Below are 19,668 nucleotides of genomic sequence, written 5' to 3'. Positions count from 1 at the left end.
CTGACGATGCCGGCCGGCCGCCCCAGCCCGGCCGCGCCGCGCGATGTCGTGCGCGTCGGGCGGATCGGCGCGGCGCACGGCATCAAGGGCGACGTGCGGCTCGTCTCCTTCACCGCCGACCCGAAAGCGATCGGCCGCTACGGCCCGCTGCAAGACGAAAGCGGCACGCGGCGTTTCGAAATCGAAGCGCTGCGCCCCGTGAAGGACGACCTTTTCGTCGCGCGTTTCAAGGGCATTGCGACGCGCGACGCGGCCGAGGCTCTCAACAATCTCGACCTTTACCTTCCTCGCGCGGCATTGCCCGCGGCGGCGGACGATGAATTCTATCACGCCGACCTCATCGGGCTTCGCGCCGTCGATACCGCCGGCGTTGAGCAGGGCACGGTGCAGAACGTCTTGAATTTCGGCGGCGGCGATATTCTCGAAATCGCACCGGCAGGCGGCGGCGAGACGCTTTTGCTGCCCTTCACCAAGGCCTGCGTGCCGGTCATCGACCTGGCGCAGAGGCGTGTCGTCGTCGTGCCGCCCGCCGAAATCGAAGCTCTCCCGGACGGAGAGGATGCGGGCGAGGCGCACTGATGTGGCGCGCGAGCATTTTCACGCTCTTTCCGGAGATGTTTCCGGGGCCGCTCGGCCTGTCGCTCGCCGGCGATGCGCTGAAGCGCAACGTCTGGCGGCTCGAGGCAATCGACATCCGCGCGCATGGCTTGGGCCGGCATCGCAGCGTCGATGATACGCCGGCCGGCGGCGGCGCCGGCATGGTGATGCGCGCCGATGTGCTCGCGGCCAGTCTCGATGCGGCGCTTGAGCCGGACGATCCGCGGCCGCGGCTTTTGATGAGCCCGCGCGGCAAACCCTTGACGCAGGCGCGGGCGCGCGAATTCGCGGAGGCCCCCGGCGTGGCGATCGTCTGCGGCCGTTTCGAAGGCGTCGATGAACGTGTCATCGCGGCGCGCCGTCTCGAAGAGGTTTCGATCGGCGATTACGTGCTGTCCGGCGGCGAACTCGCGGCGCTTGTCCTGCTCGATGCCGCCGTGCGGCTTTTGCCCGGCGTCATGGGCAAAGAAGAATCCGGCGCGGAAGAGAGCTTCGAAAACGGCCTGCTCGAATATCCGCATTATACCAAGCCGCGCGTCTTCGAAGGGCATCAGATTCCTGACGTGCTGCTGTCTGGCGACCACGCCAAGATCGCCGCCTGGCGCGAGGCCGAGGCGCGGGCGCTGACCGCGGCGCGCCGACCGGATCTGCTGAAGCCGAAAGCGCGCAAGTCGTAAGCTCGGCCGTTCGCCGCTCTGATGTCTCTCCCCGGCTTGACTCACCCATATCCAAATGGTTATACATTAATCAATAGCCATAAGGTTATCGATTGCAAATGTTCAGCGGCTCGCGCTGGGCGCTTTCTTCGCGCGGCCCTATGTAGCCTCGGGACTCTGGAGGAAAAACCGGCATGACGAGGAGCGCATCACTGAAAAGCACATCGCCTGCCGAACTGATCGACATGCGCATCGCCGAGCTCGGCGACTGGCGCGGCGCGATGCTCGCCCGGCTCCGCGCCTTGATCAAGGAAGCCGATCCCGATGTCGTCGAAGAGTGGAAGTGGCGCGGAGTTCCGGTCTGGTCGCATGGCGGATTGATCTGCACCGGCGAGACCTACAAGAGCGTCGTGAAGATGACCTTCGCCAAAGGGGCGGCGCTGAAAGATCCTTCGCGCCTTTTCAATTCGAGCCTCGACGGAAACATGCGGCGTGCCATCGATTTCCACGAGGGCGACGGAATCGACGAAAAGGCGTTGAAGGCTCTGGTTCGCGCCGCCGTCACGCTGAACACGTCCACTGCCCGAAGCTGATCCGCGGATTCAAAACAATTTCCCGGACGAAGCCTGGTCTATAGCCGGATGATTATCGATCATGATCGCAGACCCGCGTGACATTCTTTTCCGAGCGCTGGCCGATCCGACCCGCCGCGCGCTGTTCGAACGATTGTGCCGCGAGGGCGAGCAGACGGTCGCGGCCTTGACGGCAGAGGCCGGGGTTTCGCAGCCGGCCGTCTCGAAACATCTCGGCGTTCTGAAACAGGCCGGGCTGGTGCGCGACCGCCACGAGGGACGCCAGACGCATTACAGCCCGCAACTCGGCGCCTTGGCGCCGCTCGTCGACTGGACGAGCCAGATGGCCGGCTTCTGGCAAAGCCGGTTCGACCGTCTCGAAGATCTGCTCAAAAGGATGGACCAATGAACAAGGCCGCGACCGAAACGCTCTCCGTCGTCGTCGAACGTGAGATTCCCCATCCGCCGGAAAAAATCTGGCGCGCGCTCACCCAACCGCATCTGATCGAGGAATGGCTGATGAAGAACGACTTCAAGCCCATCGTCGACCACCACTTCAATTTACGTGCGGATTGGGGCGCGGTCGACTGTCAGGTCGTCACAGTCGAGCCAAACAAGACGCTGTCTTACACATGGGGCGCCTATGGCCTCCAGAGCACCGTCACCTGGACGCTCACTCCGACGAGCATGGGAACGCATCTGCGCATGGAGCAATCGGGCTTCCGGCCGGATCAGCAGCAGGCCTACCAAGGCGCCAAGGGCGGCTGGCCGCGGTTCTTTACGGCCCTGGAGCAGGTCCTGGCACGGATCGATTGAAGGGTCCCGACGGCGGTCTCGTGCGCGGTCTTGCGCCGCAGGCGCAGGTCAAGGCCCGCGCGTGACTGCGATTATTCGCCGATCACATACAGCACGATCTCGCGCTGATGCGGCGCGCGGCGATGTTCGAAAAGATAGAGGCCTTGCCAGGTGCCGAGCAGCAATTGGCCGGCCTGGATCGGGACTGAGAGCTGCGTCTGCGTCAGCGCGGCACGGATATGCGCCGGCATGTCGTCGGGGCCTTCGGATTGGTGCACGTAAAGACCGCGGCCTTCCGGTGCGATCCGCGCAAAGAACGATTCAAGGTCGCGGCAGACGTCGGGATCGGCATTTTCCTGGATCAGCAACGATGCCGAGGTATGCCGGCAATAGAGCGTCAGGAGACCATCCTCGATATCGAGATGGGCAAGCCAATCTTTCACCAGCGCGGTGATTTCGACGAGGCCCTGGCCTCGCGTTTCGACGGCGAGCCGATGCAGCGCCTGGCGCATCTAAAACTTCGATTCCGGTGAAATCGGAGCCGGGGCTCCCGGATTTTGGTTTTGACGCGTTTTCTTCACGCGAACCGGCCTCCCCTTCGCTCGAAAGCCCTATTCTATTCGTCTTCGCCGAACTTGTTGCCGATCAGCGTCGCAAGCGCATCGAGAACCTCCGCGGCCTCTTCGCCCTTGGCGGTGACGATGATGGTCGAACCGATGCCGGCGCCGAGCGTCAATATGCCCATGATCGACGAACCGCCGACCGTCTCACCGGCACGGCTGACCGTCACTTCGGCGGAGAATTGCTCGACGCACTGAACGAATTTCGCCGTGGCGCGCGCGTGCAGACCCTTGCGGTTGACGATCTCCATCTCGCGCACCAGCGTGCCGTCGCCGACGGTCGGGAGGGATTGCGAGGCCTCGTTCATTTGCCGCCCAGCACCCGGCTCGCCACGTAGATATATTTGCGCCCGGCATCCTGCGCCTGCAGCACCGCTTGATCGAGGCTCATCGTGTCGCGGATCGAGGCGAGTTTGATCAGCATCGGCAGGTTGATGCCGGCGACGACCTCGACATGGCCGCCGTTCATCACCGAGATCGCCAGATTGGAGGGCGTGCCACCGAACATGTCGGTCAGGACGACGACGCCGAGACCGCGATCGACCTGTTTCACCGCGGCGAGAATATCCTTGCGGCGTTCTTCCATGTCGTCCTCGGGCCCGATCGACACCGTGGCGATCTGCTTTTGCGGGCCGACAACATGCTCCAGCGCCGCGCGGAACTCGGTTGCCAGATCACCGTGGGTGACGAGCACCATTCCGATCATCGACGACACCGTTTTGGGTCACGGGTTTGCCACAGAATATGCGCAGAAAATTGCGAACCGTAGGCGCCGCCGCTCATTTCCTACCCTGTGATTTCTGACGCTGAAGGCCGACGCAAGATCCAAGTCCAGGCTTCGGGTCGCACGCCGCGGGACATGTTGGGGACGCCATCTTGTGCAGCGCGGCGAAATTCGCAAGTGAAATGACGGCCTCCCGCGTCAGATTGCCCCAAATTGCCGCAGCCGGGCCAGGACAGTCAGCGCCGAATCACACGCACCGCCTGCCTTAGGCAGAGCCAATAGCGGCAGTTCTACACCGCAAAGGGTAACGTAAGAGTTGACCGCCTCAGGGTAGCGAAGCACTTGTTCCGGCGGCAGAATATCGATGACGAGCCGGACGACCGCGCCGGGCTCGGCGCCGATCTCGGCAATGCCTTGGCCGCGGCGCTCGATCTTGCCGCGGATCGCCGGATGGCCGCGGGCAATGAGCCGGCCGTGGTGGGCCGAGAGATAGAGACGGTCATCCCCGACCAGCGCGGCGAAATGCGCCCCCTGCTCCGCCGCCGCCAAGAGCGCCAGCGCCAGGCTGCTTTTGCCGGCGCCGGGGGCGCCGCGGATCACCACGCCTGCCTCGCCGATGACGATTCCGCTGGCATGAATCGCGACCGGCGCTTGCACCGCGGCGTCGGCGCTCATCGCGCCGCCCTGATCCAGACGACGAAACGCGCGCCGAGAACGCGGATCGCGCCGTCGGAGCCGGCGGCCGTGCGGTTCATCGCGCGGATACGGCCGCCATGCGCTTCGATGATCTGGCGCGAGATGGATAAGCCAAGGCCCGAGTTCTGGCCGAATCCCTGATTGGGCCGGTCGGTGTAGAAGCGCTCGAAAATCCGCTCGAACGCATCGGCGGGAATGCCCGGTCCGTCGTCATCGACCGTGATCTCGAAGCCGTCGGCCAAGACGCCGCCGGCGAGCGCGCCCTTGGCCGGGCGCAGAGCGACGCGGACGCTGCCGCCCGGCTGCGAGAAGGATTTCGCATTCTCGATGAGATTGATGAACACTTGGCCGAGACGTGAATCGTGCCCGAGAATCAAGAAGCCGCTTTTGCGCGCGTCCTCGCTATTGCCCGGCGTACCGACGTCGAGGCTCACGCGGACGCTTTCGTGTTCGACGTGATTGGTGATCTCGACCACCGTGCGAACGATGCGGGCAAGATCGACCGGTTCCATATCTGCGCGCGCGAGTTCCGCATCGAGCCGCGAGGCGTCCGAAATGTCGCTGATCAATCGGTCGAGCCGGCTCACATCGTGCTGCACGATGGCGAGCAGCCGATTACGCGATTCTTCGGTGCGCGCGATCGGCAGGGTCTCCACCGCACTGCGCAGCGAAGTCAGCGGATTCTTCAATTCATGGGCGACATCGGCGGCGAAGCTTTCGATCGCATCCATGCGCTTGTAGAGCGCCCGCGTCATGTCGCGCAGCGCGCCCGAGAGATGGCCGATCTCGTCGCTGCGATTGGTGAAATCGGGAATCTCCTGCCGCGATTTGATGCCGCGTCGCACCCGCTCCGCCGCTTCGGCCAGCCGGTGCATCGGGCCGGCGATGGTGCCGGCAAGCAGCAGCGACAAAAGCAGCATGATCCCGGCCGAGACCAAGAAGACGCGCAAGATCGCCCAGCGTTCCGAGGCGATGATCGCATCGATGTCGCCGCCCTGCGTCGAAAGCAGCAACGCGCCGCGGACGGTGCGCAACAGCTCGATCGGTACTGCGACGGAAACGATCGTTTCGCCCTTCGAATTCATCCGCACGATGGATTTGGCATGGCCGTTGAGCGCGCGCGAAACCTCCGGATAGGCGCGGCCATTGGCGATGCCGATGTCCTCGTAGAGCGGCAATTCGTTATAGGTGAACGAGCGTTTCATCGCCGACCAGATTCGCTCGAGCCAGGTGCCGGCCTCGTCATTCTGCGGCGGCAGATCCATGCGCAAAATATCGCCGCGGGCGCTGAGCGCGCGCGAATCGAGCAGAAGATAGCCGTCGCGGTCATAGATGCGGGCGCGCGTGCGCGTCGGCGAGACGAGGCGGCGCAGCACCGGCCCGATGCGCTCGGGATTGATCGAAAATTCGAGCGACGGACGGCTTTCCTCGGAAAGCCCGGCGCTTTCGCCGGGCGTCAGTTGCAAGAGCTTTTCCGGATCGACGGTGATCGCATCGGTCGCGACCGTTGCCGAAGCCGCGACAGCGGCGGCGATGATCTCACCCTGCGTCTGCAGGCTCTGCACGCGCGCGTCGATCAGACCTTCGCGAAACTGATTGAGATAGAGGAAGCCGAGAAGCAGCGCGACAAGGCCACCGAGATTGAGGACGACGATGCGGCGCGTCAGCGAGGATGAAAAGCGAACCGCCACCGCCTGCTCGGCCGTGCGGACGCGGCGGAGAATCCGCCAACCCAAACTACGCCGCAGGCTGCGCTTGCGCGGCGCGTCGAGAGTCTGGTCGAATGGCTCGTGCGCTTCGACGCTCATGCGCTTCGCCGCCCCAAATGCCGCGATTATTCCTTGAACCGATAGCCGACGCCGTACAGCGTTTCGATCATCTCGAACTCGTCATCGACGGCCTTGAACTTCTTGCGCAGGCGTTTGATGTGGGAATCGATGGTGCGATCGTCGACATAGACCTGGTCGTCGTAAGCCGCATCCATCAGCGCATTGCGGCTTTTGACGACGCCGGGGCGCGTCGCCAAGGCCTGGAGGATCAAGAATTCGGTGACAGTCAGCGTCACCGCTTCGTTCTTCCAGGTGCAGGTGTGGCGCTCGGGATCCATCTTGAGCAACCCGCGCTCCAGAATCTTGGCTTCGGATTCCTTCTGCGCCGCGGCCTCTTTCGGATTGGCGCGACGCAGGATGGCGCGAACGCGCTCGACGAGAAGGCGCTGCGAGAACGGTTTGCGGATGAAATCGTCGGCGCCCATTTTGAGGCCGAAGAGTTCGTCGATCTCCTCATCCTTCGAGGTGAGGAAGATGACCGGCAGATCGGATTTCTGCCGCAGCCGCCGCAGCAGTTCCATCCCGTCCATCCGCGGCATCTTGATGTCGAAAATGGCAAGATCGGGCGGATTGGTCTTCAGTCCATCAAGTGCGGTCGAGCCGTCGGTATAGGTCTGAACCCGATAGCCTTCTCCCTCAAGTGCGATAGACACCGAAGTGAGAATGTTGCGGTCGTCATCGACCAAAGCGATCGTCGGCATCAACACTCCTAGGTTAAAAGGCCGAGCTGTTGCAGAAGCTTCCGGTTGAGCCCGAACCGGGCGAGGTTTAACCGTTAGCGCATGAACACGACGTGAGGGACATCAACCCCGGACACGCGGCGCGGGAGCGGAAAAGCTCTTAGAGCTTGAGGGCCGAAATGAGGCCGCGTGCCCCGCGTCTTTGCAAGCCATACCATTAGAACTATAGGGGAATCTACCCCTGAGCGCAATTAAAGCAACGCCTTAGCTCTCTCGCGGCCCGGCAAGGCCAGGAATTGACCCATGACGCGCCCCGAAATCGCGGAAAACCCGCCGGAAAGCCCGAAATTCGATGCCATAGCCGAGGCTAAGCTGCTTTTGCGCACCGTGCGCTGGGCAACTCTGGCAACGCTTGCGCCGGATTCGGGCTTCCCCTTCGCCACTTTGGTCAATGTCGCGAGCGCGCCGGATGGCAGCCCGCTTCTCTTGATGTCGCAGCTCTCGGCGCATCGCCGGCATATTTCGGCCGACGCGCGTGTCTCGCTTCTCTATTATCTGCCGAAAAAGGGCGATCCGCTCGCCCATCCGCGGCTGACGCTGCTCGGCCGGGCGCTCGCGGTGGATGACCCGGCGCAGCGCGCGAATGCACGGGCGCGCTTCCTGGCCCGGCATCCGAAATCGGCGCTCTATGCCGATTTTCCGGATTTTGCTTTTTTCCAGGTCGAACTCACAGGCGTGCATATGAATGGCGGCTTCGGCCGCGCCGCGCCGGGCCTGACCGCCGCGCAAATCCTGACGCCGATCGCCAATGCGGCCGAACTCGTCGCCGCCGAGGCCAGCGCGCTTCAGCATGTCAATCAGGATCACGCCGATTTCGCCCCGCTGATCGCAGCCGCCTTCCGCCAGGAAAGCGGCGACCGGAGCGGCGGCCCGTGGCGCACGCTCGGCTTTGATCCCGAAGGCGTCGATCTCGGCAATGACGAGATGATCCTTCGCCTGCCATTTCCCCGGCCGATCGCGACCCCCGCAGATTTGCGCGAAGCGCTGGTCGCCCTGGCGCAGGCCGCGCGGGCACGGAACTGAAAATTATTTCCTTGCTGCTTCGATCTGCGGCCAGATGGCATCGCGCAATGTGTCTTCGTCGATGGGTCCGACGAATTTAAACGCGATCGTGCCGTCGCCTTTGACGATATAGGTTTCCGGCACGCCATAGACGCCGAAATCGATGCCGGTGCGCCCGCTCGCATCGACGCCGATCGCCGCATAGGGATTGCCCTCTTGGCCAAGATAGCGGCGGGTGTCGTCGGGCAAATCCTTATAGGCAATGCCGACAAGCTTGACGCCTTCGGCGGCCAGACGCTTGTCTTGCGCCAAGGCGACGAGCTGCGGATTTTCCTCGTGGCACGGCCCGCACCACGAAGCGAAAATGTTCAGCACGGTGACATGGCCTTGCCGCAAATCCTTGTCCGACAGGCCCGGTGCCGTGGTCAGCAGGGCGGGCAGATCGAATTTCGGCACCGATTTGTCGAGCAGCGCCGACGGCAGCCGCGACGGATCGCCGGCAAAAAGGCGCGCGAGCAGCAGCCCGACGACGCCGATGAAAATCAGCAGCGGCAGATAGGCGAGCGGCGAGCGGCGCGGGCGCGCTGTCTCTTGCGGCGCTGCGGCAGGAGGCGACGTTTCACTCAAGACCGGGCATCCCCGATATGGCGCGCCCGCGCCGCGATCCGCTCGAGACTTTTCTTGAGGCTCCGATAATCGGCAAGCGTGCCGATCACCATGGCCGCGATCACCACGAAGGCGATCGCATAAGCGGCGATGACGAAGCCGCTATGCGGCGCGGCCAGATTCATTCGGCCGGCTCCGCGACCACGCCGAGCGGCGCAGCGCCGTCGGCAGCAAGCATCGACAGGCGGCGCAGGCGGCGGCGCAAAATCTCGTTGCGCATCGCCAGCATATGCAGCGTCAGGAACAGCGTCGTGAAACCGACTGCCATGATCAGCAGCGGCCAGAGCATCGAGGCTGCAATCGTCGGGCCGCCCATGCGGAAGACCGAGGCCGGCTGGTGCAACGTGTGCCACCAATCGACCGAGAATTTGATGATCGGCACATTGACCGCGCCGACGAGGGTGAAGATCGCGACGAGCCGCGCGGCCTTGCCCGGATCCTCGATCACCTGCCAGAGCGCGATGATGCCGAGATAAATGAGGAAGAGCACGAGGACGGAAGTGAGCCGCGCGTCCCAAACCCACCACGTGCCCCATTCCGGCTTGCCCCAGAGCGAGCCGGTGGTGAGGCACAAAAACGTGAACGCCGCGCCGAGCGGCGCCGCTGCCTTCTGCGCCACGTCGGCGAGCGGATGGCGAAAGACGAGCGTGCCGATCGCCGCCGACGTCATCACCAGATAAACGAACATCGCCATCCAGGCGGAGGGAACGTGCAGATACATGATCCGCACGGTTTCGCCTTGCTGGTAATCGGCCGGGGCGACGAAAAGCGCGAGATAAAGCCCAACCGCCAAGAGCCCGGTCGTCAGCCCGGCCGTAACCGGAAGCAGAACCCGGACGAGCCGCAGGAAATGCGTCGGATTGGCGTAATTTTGCATGGGTTCTCATCTAGGCCGGGCGGTGCCGGAAGGCAAATGTTTCGCCAAGTCGTGGTTCATCACGTCTTGGTTCACCAGAAGCTGAAGGGCGGCCTGTCGGTCCGCGTTGCTTATACAGACGTTTCTACAGACGTTTGGCCGTGCCGCCGCTGACGCGGAGGAATTTGATATTTAACCTTCCCCTCGGCGGATTCGCGCTTCGATCTCCGCGTCTCAATCCCCGGCATGGCGCAAAGCGGCCGCGGCGGCAAACGGCGTCAGCGCCACGGCGGCGAGCGTCAGCCCGCAGAGGATGAGAAACGGCGTCTTGAAGCCGACGACCGGATCGCCCGCCGCGGCGACGCCGAAAATCAGCACCGGCACCGAGAGCGGCAGGATCAACACCGCGAGCAAAAGCCCGCCGCGACGCAGGCTCACCGTCAGCGCCGCGCCGACCGCGCCAAGCAGCGTCAGCGCCGGCGTGCCGGCAAGGAGCGACGCCGTCACGCGGGCAAGCGCCGCGGGCTCAAGCCCCAGCATCAGGCCGAAGATCGGGCTTGCCGCAACGAGCGGCAGGCCAGTCAAAAGCCAATGCCCAAGGCATTTGACCACCACGATCAATTCGAGCGGCGTTTCGCTCATGAGGAAGAGATCGAGCGAGCCGTCCTCGGCATCGGCCTGGAACAGCCGGTCGAGGCCGAGCAAGGTCGCAAGCAAAGCGGCGATCCAGAGGATCGCCGGGCCGATCCGCGCCAAGAGCGCCTGGTCCGGCCCGACGGCAAAGGGCGTGACCGTCACGAGACACAGGAAAAAGACAACGCCCATGCTGACCGCGCCGCCGATGCGGCGCCCGATCCGCAGATCGCGGACGAGAAGCGCCGCGAGCGGCGACCGGCGGGTTTGGATTGCGGCTTGTCGCTTTTCGGCTTGCGGCTTCTGGCTCATAGCGGCCGGCCAAGCACGAGATCGCGCGCCGCAATCGGCAGCGGCGCATGGGTGGCGGCGACGATGAGGCCCCCCATTTCGAGATGCTCCCGCATCAGCTCGCCGACGATGGTCTGCGACATTGTGTCGAGGGCAGTTAGCGGTTCGTCGAGCAGCCAGATCGGCCGCGCGACGGCAACGAGCCGCGCCAGAGCCGCCCGGCGTTTCTGCCCAGCCGAGAGATAGGCCGCGGGCAGGTCCGCGATCCCGGCAAGCCCGAGGCGCGCCAGCGCCGCGGCGATCTCGCCGCCGCCCAGCAAAGCGGCGTAGAAGGCGAGGTTTTCGGCCAGCGTGAGAGCGGGCTTCAAGGCGTCTGCGTGCCCAATATAATGGCAGAGCGCCGCCAGAGCGGGATGCGAAAAAGTTGACCCCGGTTTTTCGCCGGAATCCCGCTCTAAACCTTTAAAATCGATCACGTTCATGATTTTGGATCGAATCGATCCAAAATCATCGTGATCTAGCCGCGCCTCCGTCGCAGGCGTGATCCTGATATCCCCGCTTGCCAGCGGCAGCAGGCCGGCCAGCGCGCGCAGCAGCGTCGATTTGCCGGCGCCATTCGGCCCTTTGACCAAAAGCGCCTCGCCGGCCCGCAATCCAAAGCCGAGACCGGCGAAAATGACGCGGCCGCCGCGTTCGACGCTGAGAGCCGAGGCTTCGATCTGCATGACGGCGCGGGTTTCCCCCTCTGGCGCGCGGCCTGCATGGCGCGGCGTTTGTGGTGTAGCGGCTAGATTGGAAATTATCTATAAGCCGCCATCATCGCATTTCTCAACAATAAGGGGCCTGCAGCCAATGGCTTCGCTCGATTCTTTCAAAAGCCGCAGAACACTGAACGTCGGTACGAAATCCTATCATTATTTCTCGCTCAAGGCGGCCGAGCGGAATGGACTTGCCGGCATTTCCGCCTTGCCCTTCTCGATGAAAGTGCTGCTCGAAAATCTGCTGCGCTTCGAGGATGGCCGCTCGGTCACCAAAGAGGATATCCAGGCGGTCGCCGAATGGCTCGTCAACAAGGGCAAGGCCGAGAAGGAAATCGCCTTCCGCCCGACGCGCGTTCTGATGCAGGATTTCACCGGTGTGCCGGCGGTCGTCGATCTTGCCGCCATGCGCGACGCCATGGTCAAACTCGGCGGCAGCCCGCAGAAGATCAACCCGCTCGTGCCCGTCGATCTCGTCATCGATCATTCGGTCATCGTCGATGCTTTCGGCAATTCGAAGGCCTTCAAGACCAATGTCGATCTCGAATATGACCGCAACGGCGAGCGCTACCGCTTTTTGAAATGGGGCCAGGGCTCCTTCGACAATTTCCGCGTCGTGCCGCCCGGCACCGGCATCTGCCATCAGGTCAATCTCGAATATCTCGCCCAGACGGTGTGGACGCGGAAGGAGAAATACTCGCCCGGCAAGGGCAAGGAAGTCACCGTCGAGGTCGCCTATCCCGATTCGCTCGTCGGCACCGATTCGCACACGACCATGGTCAACGGCCTCTCGGTGCTCGGCTGGGGCGTCGGCGGCATCGAGGCGGAAGCCTGCATGCTCGGCCAGCCGCTCTCCATGCTGCTGCCGGAAGTCGTCGGCTTCAAACTGACCGGCGAGTTGAAGGAGGGTGTCACCGCGACCGACCTCGTGCTGACGGTCACGCAGATGCTGCGCAAGCTCGGCGTCGTCGGCAAATTCGTCGAATTCTACGGCCCGGGCCTGAAGCATCTCTCGCTCGCCGACCGGGCGACGATTGCCAATATGGCGCCGGAATATGGCGCGACCTGCGGCTTCTTCCCGGTCGATAGCGAGACGCTGGATTATCTTTCGACCTCGGCGCGGACGCCCGCCCGCGTCGCGCTCGTCGAGAAATATGCCAAGGCGCAGGGCCTTTACCGCACCTCGGCAACGCCCGACCCGGTCTTCACCGAGACGATCGAGCTCGATCTTGCGAGCGTCGTGCCGTCGATGGCGGGCCCCAAGCGGCCGGAAGGCCGCATTGCGCTCGGCGGCGTCGCGCCGGGGTTCAAGACCGCCCTTGCCGGCGAATACAAGAAGCCCGACGATGCCGACAAGCGCTATCCGGTCGAGGGCAAGACTTTCGACCTCGGCCATGGCGACGTGGTGATCGCCGCGATCACCTCCTGCACCAACACCTCGAACCCGAGCGTGCTGATCGGCGCCGGGCTTCTCGCCCGCAATGCCGTGGCGCGCGGCCTGACGGTGAAGCCGTGGGTCAAGACGTCGCTCGCACCCGGCAGCCAGGTCGTCGCCGACTATCTGGCGAATTCCGGCCTGCAGAAGGACCTCGACAAGCTCGGCTTCAACCTTGTCGGCTTCGGCTGCACGACTTGTATCGGCAATAGCGGGCCGCTGCCGCAGGAGATTTCCGACACGATCAACAAGAACGGCATCGTCGCCGCGGCCGTTCTTTCCGGCAACCGCAATTTCGAAGGCCGAGTCAGCCCCGACGTGCAGGCGAACTATCTCGCCTCGCCGCCGCTCGTCGTCGCCCATGCGATCGCCGGCACGGTGACGAAGGATCTGGAGACCGAGCCGCTCGGCCACGACAAAAAGGGCGCCCCTGTCTACCTGCGCGACATCTGGCCCTCGGCCGAAGAGATCAATGCCTTCGCCGCGAAATATGTGACGAAGAAAATCTTCAAGAGCCGCTATGCCGACGTCTTCGAGGGCGACACGCATTGGCGCAAAGTGCGGGTGCCGGACGGCGAGACTTATCGCTGGGACATGGGTTCGACCTATGTGCAGAACCCGCCCTATTTCGAGGGCCTGACCAAGGAGCCGGTGCCGGTGACGGATATCGTCAATGCGCGCGTCCTCGCGCTCTTCGGCGACAAGATCACCACCGACCATATTTCGCCGGCCGGCTCGATCAAGGCGGCTTCGCCAGCCGGCAAGTTCCTGCTCGAACGCCAGGTCTCGCAGCAGAACTTCAACCAGTACGGCACGCGCCGCGGCAATCATGAAATCATGATGCGCGGCACCTTCGCCAATATCCGCATCAAGAACTTCATCCTCGCCAAATCCGACGGCAGCGTGCCGGAGGGCGGCATGACCAAGCATTGGCCGGACGGCGCCGACATGTCGATCTATGACGCGGCGATGAAATACCAGGCCGAGAACGTGCCGCTCGTCGTCTTCGCCGGCGCCGAATACGGCAACGGCTCGTCGCGCGACTGGGCGGCCAAGGGCACGCGCCTCCTCGGCGTGCGCGCCGTCATCGCCGAGAGCTTCGAGCGCATCCATCGCTCGAACCTCGTCGGCATGGGCGTGCTGCCGTTGACCTTCGAGCCCGGCACGAGCTGGAAATCGCTCGGCCTCAAGGGCGATGAGCTCGTCACGATCCACGGCCTCGGCGCGGATTTAAAGCCGCGCCAGATGATGGAGGCGACGATCAAATTCGCCAACGGCACCGAGAAAAAAGTGCCGCTCCTCTGCCGCATCGCGACGGAAGACGAGCTCGAATATTTCAACAACGGCGGCATCCTGCCCTACGTGCTGCGCCAGCTCGCGGCGGCGTAAGGCGCGTCGCTTCCGAGGTGAAAAGGCGCCGCTGACCGCGGCGCCTTTTTTTTGCGCTTACCCCGGAACGATGCCCGGACGCGTGTTGACGAATTTCATCACGTCTTCGACGCGCATATTCAAGTGCTGAGCGACGAGCGCCGGCGGCGTATGGCTCAGCCAATCGGACAGGCTGATCTCCTGATAGATAGGCGTCTTGAAGACGGCCAGGAACTGCAGATCGCCCGTGCCGGTGTTTTTGACGAAATGGCCCTGGCTTCTCTTTACATAACCGACGTCACCGGCTTTGAAATCGGCCGTCTTGCTGCGCGGGCCCGCATCGAACACGGTCATGCGGCCTTCGCCCTTGATCCAATATTGCCACTCGTCGGCATTGGGGTGCCAGTGCATCTCGCGCACGCCGCCGGGCTCGATTGTCTCGATCGCAGCCGCGATGGTCGTCGAAACCTTGAAGGTCCGGCTGTCGGCGAGGCGCAGCGTGCCCGACTTGTTGCGGACGATGGGCTTCGTTGCGCCGAGGCTGAAGGTGAAGGGATTCTCCGGCGCGCCGCCCGAGGCGACGGCAGCCTGATCCTGCGCCAGGGGGCCTGGCTCTTTGCCCTGGAAGATCCACAGGTCGTTGAGCGGAATCGATTTGAAGGTATTTTCCGGCACGCCGAAATTCTCGGCGAGAATGGCCGGCGGGGTATGCGCGATCCAATCGGTCACAAGCAGCGTATTATATTCGGACTGCCGGCCCTCATCGAACACGATGACGAATTCGCAGCCGTCTTCGCCGAGACCTTGCAGCGAATGCGGATAGCCGGCGGGAAAATACCAGAGATCGCCGACGCCCACATCCTGCACCGAGGCATGCCCGTCGGGATCGAGCACGGTGACGCGGCAGGCGCCGTTGGTCACGATCGCCCATTCTGCCGCCAGATGCCAATGCAGTTCGCGGATGCCGCCGGGACCGAGACGCATATTGACGCCCGACACGGCCTCCGAAATCGCGAAATCGGCCTGCGTGACCTGCCGCGCCCAGCCGCCGCCCTGGATGCGCTTCGGCATGATGTTGAACGAGGACCAGAACTGCGGCATGTCGCCGATATCCGTCGGCGGCGGGCTTTGAACGTCGGGAAACTGAGCGTCGAGCGCCGCATTTTTTGGACCGGGCTCGCGCAAACTCGCAGCATTGGAATTGATCGCGCCTTCCGGCGGCTGGTCGGGGTTGCCGAATGTCGCCGCCCGCGCGCCAAAGGCTGTCATGGCGGCGCCGCCCGCTGCACCCAGCGAGAGAACGGTCCGGCGTGAAAACGGATTCATGCGCTTTGCTCCTTTCCATGAGTTGTGCACCCGGCCGCCCCACGCAGCCACTGCCGCCGCTGAGATATTTCCACGGCGGCGCGGGCAAAACTATACGCGACGTATATCGCGCAGACGCTGCGCATAATCCTCATCCGCCCGCGTCCCGCCTATTTCGATCTGGCTCGGCGCGCACGGGGCGATGGCTCGTTTCGTTCTTGCGCCGAAGAACCCCCGCCTGCGCACGGGTGCGGAGGCGGTTCTCCCTCCAATCGAGGCTAGGAACGATGAAGGCTTTCAAGCTTCTTGCCGCGGCATCGATGTTCTTTTTCATCCATGCCGCAAATTCTTATGCTGCATCTTTCACGACCGACGGGTCGGCTGCGCGGGGCGCGCCCGGGACGCGGTACAGCATCTATCAAAATCCCGACGGATCCTATCCGTCGCTCAGCAACTTCGTTCGCGACATCAATGGCGTGCCCTGCGGCGTCGAATGCGAAGCGGACGCCGACCGGCGCTGGGGCGTGCGGCCGCAGCGCAATGATCGGGGCGCCCACGACTATTATGGCTTCTACGCGAATTAGGACGATGAAAACGGGCGGGGCCAGACGGCCTTGCCCTTTCATTTGCGGATCGGCGGCTTAGATTGGGAAGCGAAGACCTGTCCATCGCGCTGAACGAGCGCCGCAGCGCCGCGGCCTGCTTTTAGACGAATGACGAAGACCCCGCCCGCCACGCCGCGATTTTTGCAACCTGGGCTGCCGTCGCGGGCGGTCCATTGGCGCACGGCGTTTTTCTTCATGCTTGCCGCTCTCTGCACGCTTGCAATTTTCGCGCTCCACACATTCTCGAACAACCGGATCGCCATCGCGGTTCTTTACGTCATCGTGATTCTTATCTCGGTCAATTTCAGCAGCCGCAGAGGCGTATTCGCCATTGCCTTGGGCTGCGCCGCGCTGACCGTGTTGAGCTTTCTGATTTCCGACGGGCCGCATTATGCGGCGGATTCGGTCTGGCGCTCGGGCGTGGCGCTGCTCGCGATCCTTATCACGACCTTTCTCGTCCTGCGGATGCAGAGCGCCGCCGAGCGCTTGCAAAATCAAGCGCATCTGCTCGATCTCAGTCACGATGCCATTTTTGTCCGCGACATGGCGGATCGCATCGCCTATTGGAACCGCGGCGCGGAAGAGCTCTACGGCTGGCGCAGCGCCGAAACGATCGGCCGATTTTCGCTCGAGACGGTTGGCACCGAATTCCCAATGGCGCGCGAAGACGTCTTCGCCGAATTAATGCGCACGGGCCGTTGGGAAGGCGAATTGATTCAGACCCGGAAGGATGGAACGCGCGTCATCGTCGCGAGCCGCTGGTCGCTGCAGAAAGACGCCAACGGCGCGCCGGCCGCGATTCTCGAGACAGATACCGATATGACCGCGGCCAAGCAGGTGCAGGATCATCTGGCCCAGGCGCAGGCGGAATTGGCGCATGTCGCGCGGGTTGCGACGCTGGGCGAATTGACGACGACGATTGCGCATGAAGTCAATCAGCCGCTCACCGGCATCGTCACCAATAGCGAGGCGTGCCTGCGCTGGCTCGATCGCGATGAATTGGCGATCGATGAAATCCGCGAGACATTGAAGCGCATCGTTCGCGACGGCCGGCGCGCGGGCGATGTCGTCGAGCGGCTGCGCGGGCTTTCGCGAAAGGGCGAACCCCAGCGGCTGCCGTTGCAGATCAACGATCTCGTCGCGGATACGCTTGCGCTTCTGCGGCGGGAAATGAAAGCCCAGGACGTGACGCTCAAGGTCGGGCTCGCGCGGCACCTGCCCGCCGTGAAGGCCGATCGCGTGCAATTGCAGCAGGTTTTGATCAATCTCCTGATCAATGCGATGCAAGCGATGCAGGCGACGCCGCGTCAGGGGCGCGATCTCGAAGTCCGGACGGCGGTGCAAGAAGACGGCACCGAAGTGCTGGTCGCGATCATCGATTCCGGCTGCGGCATTGCCAATGTGGAAGCGCAGCTTTTCAATCCGTTCTTTACGACCAAATCGGACGGAATAGGCATGGGCCTTTCGATCTGCCGCTCGATCATCGAAGCGCATGGCGGCCGCATCTGGCCGTCGCGCAACGTGAATGCGGGAAGCACGTTTCAATTCGCGCTTCCGGCGTATGAGAGCCAATATCAATGAGCGCGCGTCCGACGCAGCAGGCCGATTCGGGCCCGTCGGAAAGCGGCACCGTGCTCATCGTCGACGACGACGTTTCAGTGCGCGAAGCGCTCGACAGCTTGTTTCGTTCCGTCGGCCTCAAGACGCGGACTTTCGCATCGGCCATTGAATTCACGGCGAGCGACGTTCCGGCGACGCCGTGCTGTCTCGTTCTCGACGTCCGGCTGCCGGGACTGAGCGGTCTCGATTTCCAGACCCATCTGGCGAAGACGGCGGTTCCGGTTCCGATCGTCTTCATGACGGGCCACGGCGATATTCCGATGTCGGTGCGGGCGATGAAGGCCGGCGCCGTCGATTTCCTGACCAAGCCGTTTCGCGATCAGGACATGCTCGATGCGGTTACGGAAGCGATGGCGCAGGACCGCCGCCGGCGCGAAAACGAGAAGGCCATCGCGGCGTCCCGCGAACAATTCGAGACACTGACGCCGCGCGAACGCGATATCATGGTGCTCCTGGCGAAAGGCCTGCTCAACAAGCAGATCGCCGCGCAGCTCGGCTTGAGCGAAATCACCGTCAAAATCCACCGTGGCCGATTGATGAAGAAGATCGGCGCCTACACCCTGGCCGACATCATCAGGATCGCCAGCCTTCTGCAGCTTCACGACGCGCCGCCCCCGGGACCCGAAACCGACGGCTAAACGGCTGCCGATGCGCTCGGCGCGCAGAGCGGATCGACGCCGGGGCACCTTGCCCCATCCCCCGCAACCTGCTTAAACCGCCGCCGAAAATAGGAGCAAAAATGTCGACGTACAAGCTTTTCGTTTTGCCGGGCGACGGCATCGGTCCCGAGGTGATGGCCGAGGTCGAAAAGATCGCCCATTTTCTCGCCAAACAGGGCGTCGCGCATTTCGAGATCGAGCGCGGTCTCGTCGGCGGCGCGGCCTATGACGCGCATGGCGTGGCGATCAGCGAGGCGGACATGGCCCGCGCCGGCGCCGCCGACGCCATTCTGCTCGCCGCCGTCGGCGGCCCGAAGTGGGACAAGGTGGCCTACGATGTGCGCCCCGAGGCCGGTCTTTTGCGGCTGCGCAAGGACTTCAACCTCTATGCCAATCTGCGCCCGGCGATCTGCTACCCGGCGCTTGCCGACGCCTCGTCGCTGAAGCGCGAATTGGTCGATGGCCTCGATCTGCTGATCGTCCGCGAATTGACCGGCGGCGTCTATTTCGGCGCGCCGAAGGAAATCATCGATCTCGGCAACGGCCAGAAGCGCGCCATCGACACGCAAGTCTATGACACTTACGAGATCGAGCGGATCGGCCGTATTGCCTTCGAGCTCGCGCGCAAGCGCCGCAATAAGGTGACATCCTCCGAGAAGCACAATGTGATGAAATCGGGCGTCCTCTGGCGCGAGATCATCATCGACCTGCACAAGCGTGAATTTCCGGATGTCGAATTGGAGCATCAGCTCGCCGACGCGCTCGGCATGCAGCTTGTCCGCCGGCCGAAGCAATTCGACGTGATCGTCACCGACAATCTCTTCGGCGACATGCTGTCGGATGTCGCAGCCATGCTGACCGGCTCGCTCGGCATGTTGCCGTCCGCCTCGCTCGGCGCGGTGGATGAGAAGACCGGCCATCGCAAGGCGCTCTACGAGCCGGTGCATGGCTCGGCGCCGGACATTGCCGGCAAGGGCCTTGCCAATCCGATCGCCATGATCGGCTCCTTCGGCATGGCGCTGCGCTATTCGTTCGGCCTGACCGATCTTGCCGACAAGGTCGAGGCGGCGATCGCCGGCGTCCTCGACAAGGGCTTCCGCACCGCCGACATCAAGGGCAATGCGGCGAAGTCGATCTCGACCGCCGAAATGGGCGACGCGATCCTGGCGGAATTGAAGGCGACGCTCTAACCGGTATCGCGAACGCGCAGTCCGGGCTTCGTTCCGGACTGCGCGCGGCCC

Annotated in this window: 24 protein-coding genes; 11 read left to right on the top strand and 13 right to left on the bottom strand. The window is 63.5% G+C overall.

From position 1 onward, the window contains the following. The first annotated feature begins 6 nt into the window (after window positions 1-6). The 5 genes from rimM to Q0025_RS02290 all read left to right on the top strand — a co-directional run bounded on the left by rimM (window position 7) and on the right by Q0025_RS02290 (window position 2,641). Window positions 7-579: a ribosome maturation factor RimM gene (gene rimM / locus Q0025_RS02310; RefSeq protein ID WP_297295625.1), complete on the top strand. Its 573-nt coding sequence runs from the start codon at window positions 7-9 to the stop codon at window positions 577-579. Next, window positions 579-1,274 (top strand): tRNA (guanosine(37)-N1)-methyltransferase TrmD, encoded by a 696-nt coding sequence (trmD, locus tag Q0025_RS02305; RefSeq protein WP_297295617.1) that lies wholly within the window; start codon window positions 579-581, stop codon window positions 1,272-1,274. Before rimM ends, trmD begins: the two co-directional genes overlap by 1 nt. Window positions 1,275-1,447: 173 nt before the next feature. Then, a complete protein-coding gene (locus tag Q0025_RS02300; protein ID WP_297295615.1) occupies window positions 1,448-1,846 on the top strand; it encodes a DUF1801 domain-containing protein in 399 nt (132 codons plus the stop codon). 64 nt (window positions 1,847-1,910) lie between these two features. Beyond that, window positions 1,911-2,234 (top strand): metalloregulator ArsR/SmtB family transcription factor, encoded by a 324-nt coding sequence (locus Q0025_RS02295; RefSeq protein WP_297295623.1) that lies wholly within the window; start codon window positions 1,911-1,913, stop codon window positions 2,232-2,234. After that, a complete protein-coding gene (locus Q0025_RS02290; protein ID WP_297295613.1) occupies window positions 2,231-2,641 on the top strand; it encodes an SRPBCC domain-containing protein in 411 nt (136 codons plus the stop codon). Before Q0025_RS02295 ends, Q0025_RS02290 begins: the two co-directional genes overlap by 4 nt. Window positions 2,642-2,712: 71 nt before the next feature. Here Q0025_RS02290 and Q0025_RS02285 read toward each other — a convergent pair whose 3' ends face one another. From Q0025_RS02285 to Q0025_RS02260, 6 genes are all read right to left on the bottom strand, one after another. After that, window positions 2,713-3,132 (bottom strand): secondary thiamine-phosphate synthase enzyme YjbQ, encoded by a 420-nt coding sequence (locus tag Q0025_RS02285; RefSeq protein ID WP_297295611.1) that lies wholly within the window; start codon window positions 3,130-3,132, stop codon window positions 2,713-2,715. A 104-nt stretch (window positions 3,133-3,236) separates the two neighbouring features. After that, window positions 3,237-3,548, bottom strand: a complete 312-nt coding sequence (locus tag Q0025_RS02280) for an HPr family phosphocarrier protein (protein WP_297295609.1) — start codon at window positions 3,546-3,548, stop codon at window positions 3,237-3,239. After that, window positions 3,545-3,946 (bottom strand): PTS sugar transporter subunit IIA, encoded by a 402-nt coding sequence (locus Q0025_RS02275; protein ID WP_297295607.1) that lies wholly within the window; start codon window positions 3,944-3,946, stop codon window positions 3,545-3,547. The genes Q0025_RS02280 and Q0025_RS02275 overlap by 4 nt, the downstream gene beginning before the upstream one ends. 216 nt (window positions 3,947-4,162) lie before the next feature. Further along, window positions 4,163-4,639, bottom strand: coding sequence for an aldolase (locus tag Q0025_RS02270; RefSeq protein WP_297295605.1), 477 nt, complete (start codon window positions 4,637-4,639; stop codon window positions 4,163-4,165). Next, entirely contained in the window at window positions 4,636-6,468 is a 1,833-nt protein-coding gene (locus tag Q0025_RS02265; RefSeq protein ID WP_297295603.1) for a stimulus-sensing domain-containing protein, read from the bottom strand. Before Q0025_RS02265 ends, Q0025_RS02270 begins: the two co-directional genes overlap by 4 nt. 26 nt (window positions 6,469-6,494) lie before the next feature. Continuing rightward, complete coding sequence (locus tag Q0025_RS02260) at window positions 6,495-7,190, bottom strand: response regulator transcription factor (RefSeq protein ID WP_297295601.1); 696 nt, start codon at window positions 7,188-7,190, stop codon at window positions 6,495-6,497. 282 nt (window positions 7,191-7,472) lie between these two features. Between Q0025_RS02260 and Q0025_RS02255 the strand changes: the two genes are divergently transcribed. Next, window positions 7,473-8,252 carry a DUF2470 domain-containing protein gene (locus Q0025_RS02255; protein WP_297295599.1) on the top strand — a complete coding sequence of 260 codons (780 nt, stop codon included), beginning with the start codon at window positions 7,473-7,475 and terminating at the stop codon, window positions 8,250-8,252. A 3-nt stretch (window positions 8,253-8,255) separates the two neighbouring features. On the opposite strand, the gene Q0025_RS02250 is transcribed toward Q0025_RS02255, so the two are convergent. The 5 genes from Q0025_RS02250 to ccmA all read right to left on the bottom strand — a co-directional run bounded on the left by Q0025_RS02250 (window position 8,256) and on the right by ccmA (window position 11,402). Then, the gene (locus Q0025_RS02250; protein WP_297295597.1) at window positions 8,256-8,858 is read right to left on the bottom strand and encodes a DsbE family thiol:disulfide interchange protein; all 603 of its coding nucleotides are present in this window, start codon (window positions 8,856-8,858) and stop codon (window positions 8,256-8,258) included. Beyond that, a complete protein-coding gene (gene ccmD / locus Q0025_RS02245) occupies window positions 8,855-9,022 on the bottom strand; it encodes a heme exporter protein CcmD (protein ID WP_297295595.1) in 168 nt (55 codons plus the stop codon). Before ccmD ends, Q0025_RS02250 begins: the two co-directional genes overlap by 4 nt. Continuing rightward, on the bottom strand, window positions 9,019-9,774 hold the full coding sequence (locus tag Q0025_RS02240) for a heme ABC transporter permease (RefSeq protein WP_297295593.1): 756 nt from the start codon (window positions 9,772-9,774) through the stop codon (window positions 9,019-9,021). Before Q0025_RS02240 ends, ccmD begins: the two co-directional genes overlap by 4 nt. A 213-nt stretch (window positions 9,775-9,987) precedes the next feature. Beyond that, entirely contained in the window at window positions 9,988-10,698 is a 711-nt protein-coding gene (ccmB, locus tag Q0025_RS02235; protein ID WP_297295592.1) for a heme exporter protein CcmB, read from the bottom strand. Beyond that, entirely contained in the window at window positions 10,695-11,402 is a 708-nt protein-coding gene (gene ccmA / locus Q0025_RS02230) for a heme ABC exporter ATP-binding protein CcmA (RefSeq protein ID WP_297295589.1), read from the bottom strand. Before ccmA ends, ccmB begins: the two co-directional genes overlap by 4 nt. Before the next feature lie 127 nt (window positions 11,403-11,529). Between ccmA and acnA the strand changes: the two genes are divergently transcribed. Further along, window positions 11,530-14,259 carry an aconitate hydratase AcnA gene (gene acnA / locus Q0025_RS02225; protein WP_297295587.1) on the top strand — a complete coding sequence of 910 codons (2,730 nt, stop codon included), beginning with the start codon at window positions 11,530-11,532 and terminating at the stop codon, window positions 14,257-14,259. Between the two features lie 57 nt (window positions 14,260-14,316). On the opposite strand, the gene Q0025_RS02220 is transcribed toward acnA, so the two are convergent. Further along, entirely contained in the window at window positions 14,317-15,564 is a 1,248-nt protein-coding gene (locus Q0025_RS02220; protein ID WP_297295585.1) for a cupin domain-containing protein, read from the bottom strand. A 266-nt stretch (window positions 15,565-15,830) separates the two neighbouring features. Here Q0025_RS02220 and Q0025_RS02215 point away from each other — a divergent pair, with 266 nt between their 5' ends. Then, on the top strand, window positions 15,831-16,127 hold the full coding sequence (locus Q0025_RS02215; RefSeq protein ID WP_297295584.1) for a hypothetical protein: 297 nt from the start codon (window positions 15,831-15,833) through the stop codon (window positions 16,125-16,127). 38 nt (window positions 16,128-16,165) lie between these two features. On the opposite strand, the gene Q0025_RS02210 is transcribed toward Q0025_RS02215, so the two are convergent. After that, a complete protein-coding gene (locus Q0025_RS02210) occupies window positions 16,166-16,345 on the bottom strand; it encodes a hypothetical protein (RefSeq protein ID WP_297295582.1) in 180 nt (59 codons plus the stop codon). Here Q0025_RS02210 and Q0025_RS02205 point away from each other — a divergent pair. The 3 genes from Q0025_RS02205 to leuB all read left to right on the top strand — a co-directional run bounded on the left by Q0025_RS02205 (window position 16,344) and on the right by leuB (window position 19,617). Then, window positions 16,344-17,729: an ATP-binding protein gene (locus tag Q0025_RS02205; protein ID WP_297295580.1), complete on the top strand. Its 1,386-nt coding sequence runs from the start codon at window positions 16,344-16,346 to the stop codon at window positions 17,727-17,729. The genes Q0025_RS02210 and Q0025_RS02205 overlap by 2 nt on opposite strands. Next, window positions 17,726-18,406 carry a response regulator transcription factor gene (locus Q0025_RS02200; protein WP_297295578.1) on the top strand — a complete coding sequence of 227 codons (681 nt, stop codon included), beginning with the start codon at window positions 17,726-17,728 and terminating at the stop codon, window positions 18,404-18,406. Before Q0025_RS02205 ends, Q0025_RS02200 begins: the two co-directional genes overlap by 4 nt. Window positions 18,407-18,507: 101 nt before the next feature. After that, window positions 18,508-19,617 carry a 3-isopropylmalate dehydrogenase gene (gene leuB, locus Q0025_RS02195; RefSeq protein ID WP_297295576.1) on the top strand — a complete coding sequence of 370 codons (1,110 nt, stop codon included), beginning with the start codon at window positions 18,508-18,510 and terminating at the stop codon, window positions 19,615-19,617. Window positions 19,618-19,668 lie beyond the last annotated feature (51 nt).

The sequence above is a fragment of the uncultured Methylovirgula sp. genome, assembly GCF_947646745.1.
GTDB lineage: Bacteria > Pseudomonadota > Alphaproteobacteria > Rhizobiales > Beijerinckiaceae > Methylovirgula.
Note: the sequence above shows the minus strand (reverse complement) of the source record. Positions and strands in the feature narration are given on the sequence as shown.

What these genes read in the sequence shown, in the direction of transcription:
- rimM (WP_297295625.1), top strand. Translation starts at nt 7, where the DNA reads ATGCCGGCCGGCCGCCCCAGCCCGGCCGCGCCGCGCGATGTCGTGCGC.
- trmD (WP_297295617.1), top strand. Translation starts at nt 579, where the DNA reads ATGTGGCGCGCGAGCATTTTCACGCTCTTTCCGGAGATGTTTCCGGGG.
- Q0025_RS02300 (WP_297295615.1), top strand. Translation starts at nt 1,448, where the DNA reads ATGACGAGGAGCGCATCACTGAAAAGCACATCGCCTGCCGAACTGATC.
- Q0025_RS02290 (WP_297295613.1), top strand. Translation starts at nt 2,231, where the DNA reads ATGAACAAGGCCGCGACCGAAACGCTCTCCGTCGTCGTCGAACGTGAG.
- Q0025_RS02285 (WP_297295611.1), bottom strand. Translation starts at nt 3,132, where the DNA reads ATGCGCCAGGCGCTGCATCGGCTCGCCGTCGAAACGCGAGGCCAGGGC.
- Q0025_RS02280 (WP_297295609.1), bottom strand. Translation starts at nt 3,548, where the DNA reads ATGAACGAGGCCTCGCAATCCCTCCCGACCGTCGGCGACGGCACGCTG.
- Q0025_RS02275 (WP_297295607.1), bottom strand. Translation starts at nt 3,946, where the DNA reads ATGATCGGAATGGTGCTCGTCACCCACGGTGATCTGGCAACCGAGTTC.
- Q0025_RS02270 (WP_297295605.1), bottom strand. Translation starts at nt 4,639, where the DNA reads ATGAGCGCCGACGCCGCGGTGCAAGCGCCGGTCGCGATTCATGCCAGC.
- Q0025_RS02265 (WP_297295603.1), bottom strand. Translation starts at nt 6,468, where the DNA reads ATGAGCGTCGAAGCGCACGAGCCATTCGACCAGACTCTCGACGCGCCG.
- Q0025_RS02260 (WP_297295601.1), bottom strand. Translation starts at nt 7,190, where the DNA reads ATGCCGACGATCGCTTTGGTCGATGACGACCGCAACATTCTCACTTCG.
- Q0025_RS02255 (WP_297295599.1), top strand. Translation starts at nt 7,473, where the DNA reads ATGACGCGCCCCGAAATCGCGGAAAACCCGCCGGAAAGCCCGAAATTC.
- ccmD (WP_297295595.1), bottom strand. Translation starts at nt 9,022, where the DNA reads ATGAATCTGGCCGCGCCGCATAGCGGCTTCGTCATCGCCGCTTATGCG.
- Q0025_RS02240 (WP_297295593.1), bottom strand. Translation starts at nt 9,774, where the DNA reads ATGCAAAATTACGCCAATCCGACGCATTTCCTGCGGCTCGTCCGGGTT.
- ccmB (WP_297295592.1), bottom strand. Translation starts at nt 10,698, where the DNA reads ATGAGCCAGAAGCCGCAAGCCGAAAAGCGACAAGCCGCAATCCAAACC.
- ccmA (WP_297295589.1), bottom strand. Translation starts at nt 11,402, where the DNA reads ATGCAGATCGAAGCCTCGGCTCTCAGCGTCGAACGCGGCGGCCGCGTC.
- acnA (WP_297295587.1), top strand. Translation starts at nt 11,530, where the DNA reads ATGGCTTCGCTCGATTCTTTCAAAAGCCGCAGAACACTGAACGTCGGT.
- Q0025_RS02220 (WP_297295585.1), bottom strand. Translation starts at nt 15,564, where the DNA reads ATGAATCCGTTTTCACGCCGGACCGTTCTCTCGCTGGGTGCAGCGGGC.
- Q0025_RS02215 (WP_297295584.1), top strand. Translation starts at nt 15,831, where the DNA reads ATGAAGGCTTTCAAGCTTCTTGCCGCGGCATCGATGTTCTTTTTCATC.
- Q0025_RS02205 (WP_297295580.1), top strand. Translation starts at nt 16,344, where the DNA reads ATGCTTGCCGCTCTCTGCACGCTTGCAATTTTCGCGCTCCACACATTC.
- Q0025_RS02210 (WP_297295582.1), bottom strand. Translation starts at nt 16,345, where the DNA reads ATGAAGAAAAACGCCGTGCGCCAATGGACCGCCCGCGACGGCAGCCCA.
- Q0025_RS02200 (WP_297295578.1), top strand. Translation starts at nt 17,726, where the DNA reads ATGAGCGCGCGTCCGACGCAGCAGGCCGATTCGGGCCCGTCGGAAAGC.
- leuB (WP_297295576.1), top strand. Translation starts at nt 18,508, where the DNA reads ATGTCGACGTACAAGCTTTTCGTTTTGCCGGGCGACGGCATCGGTCCC.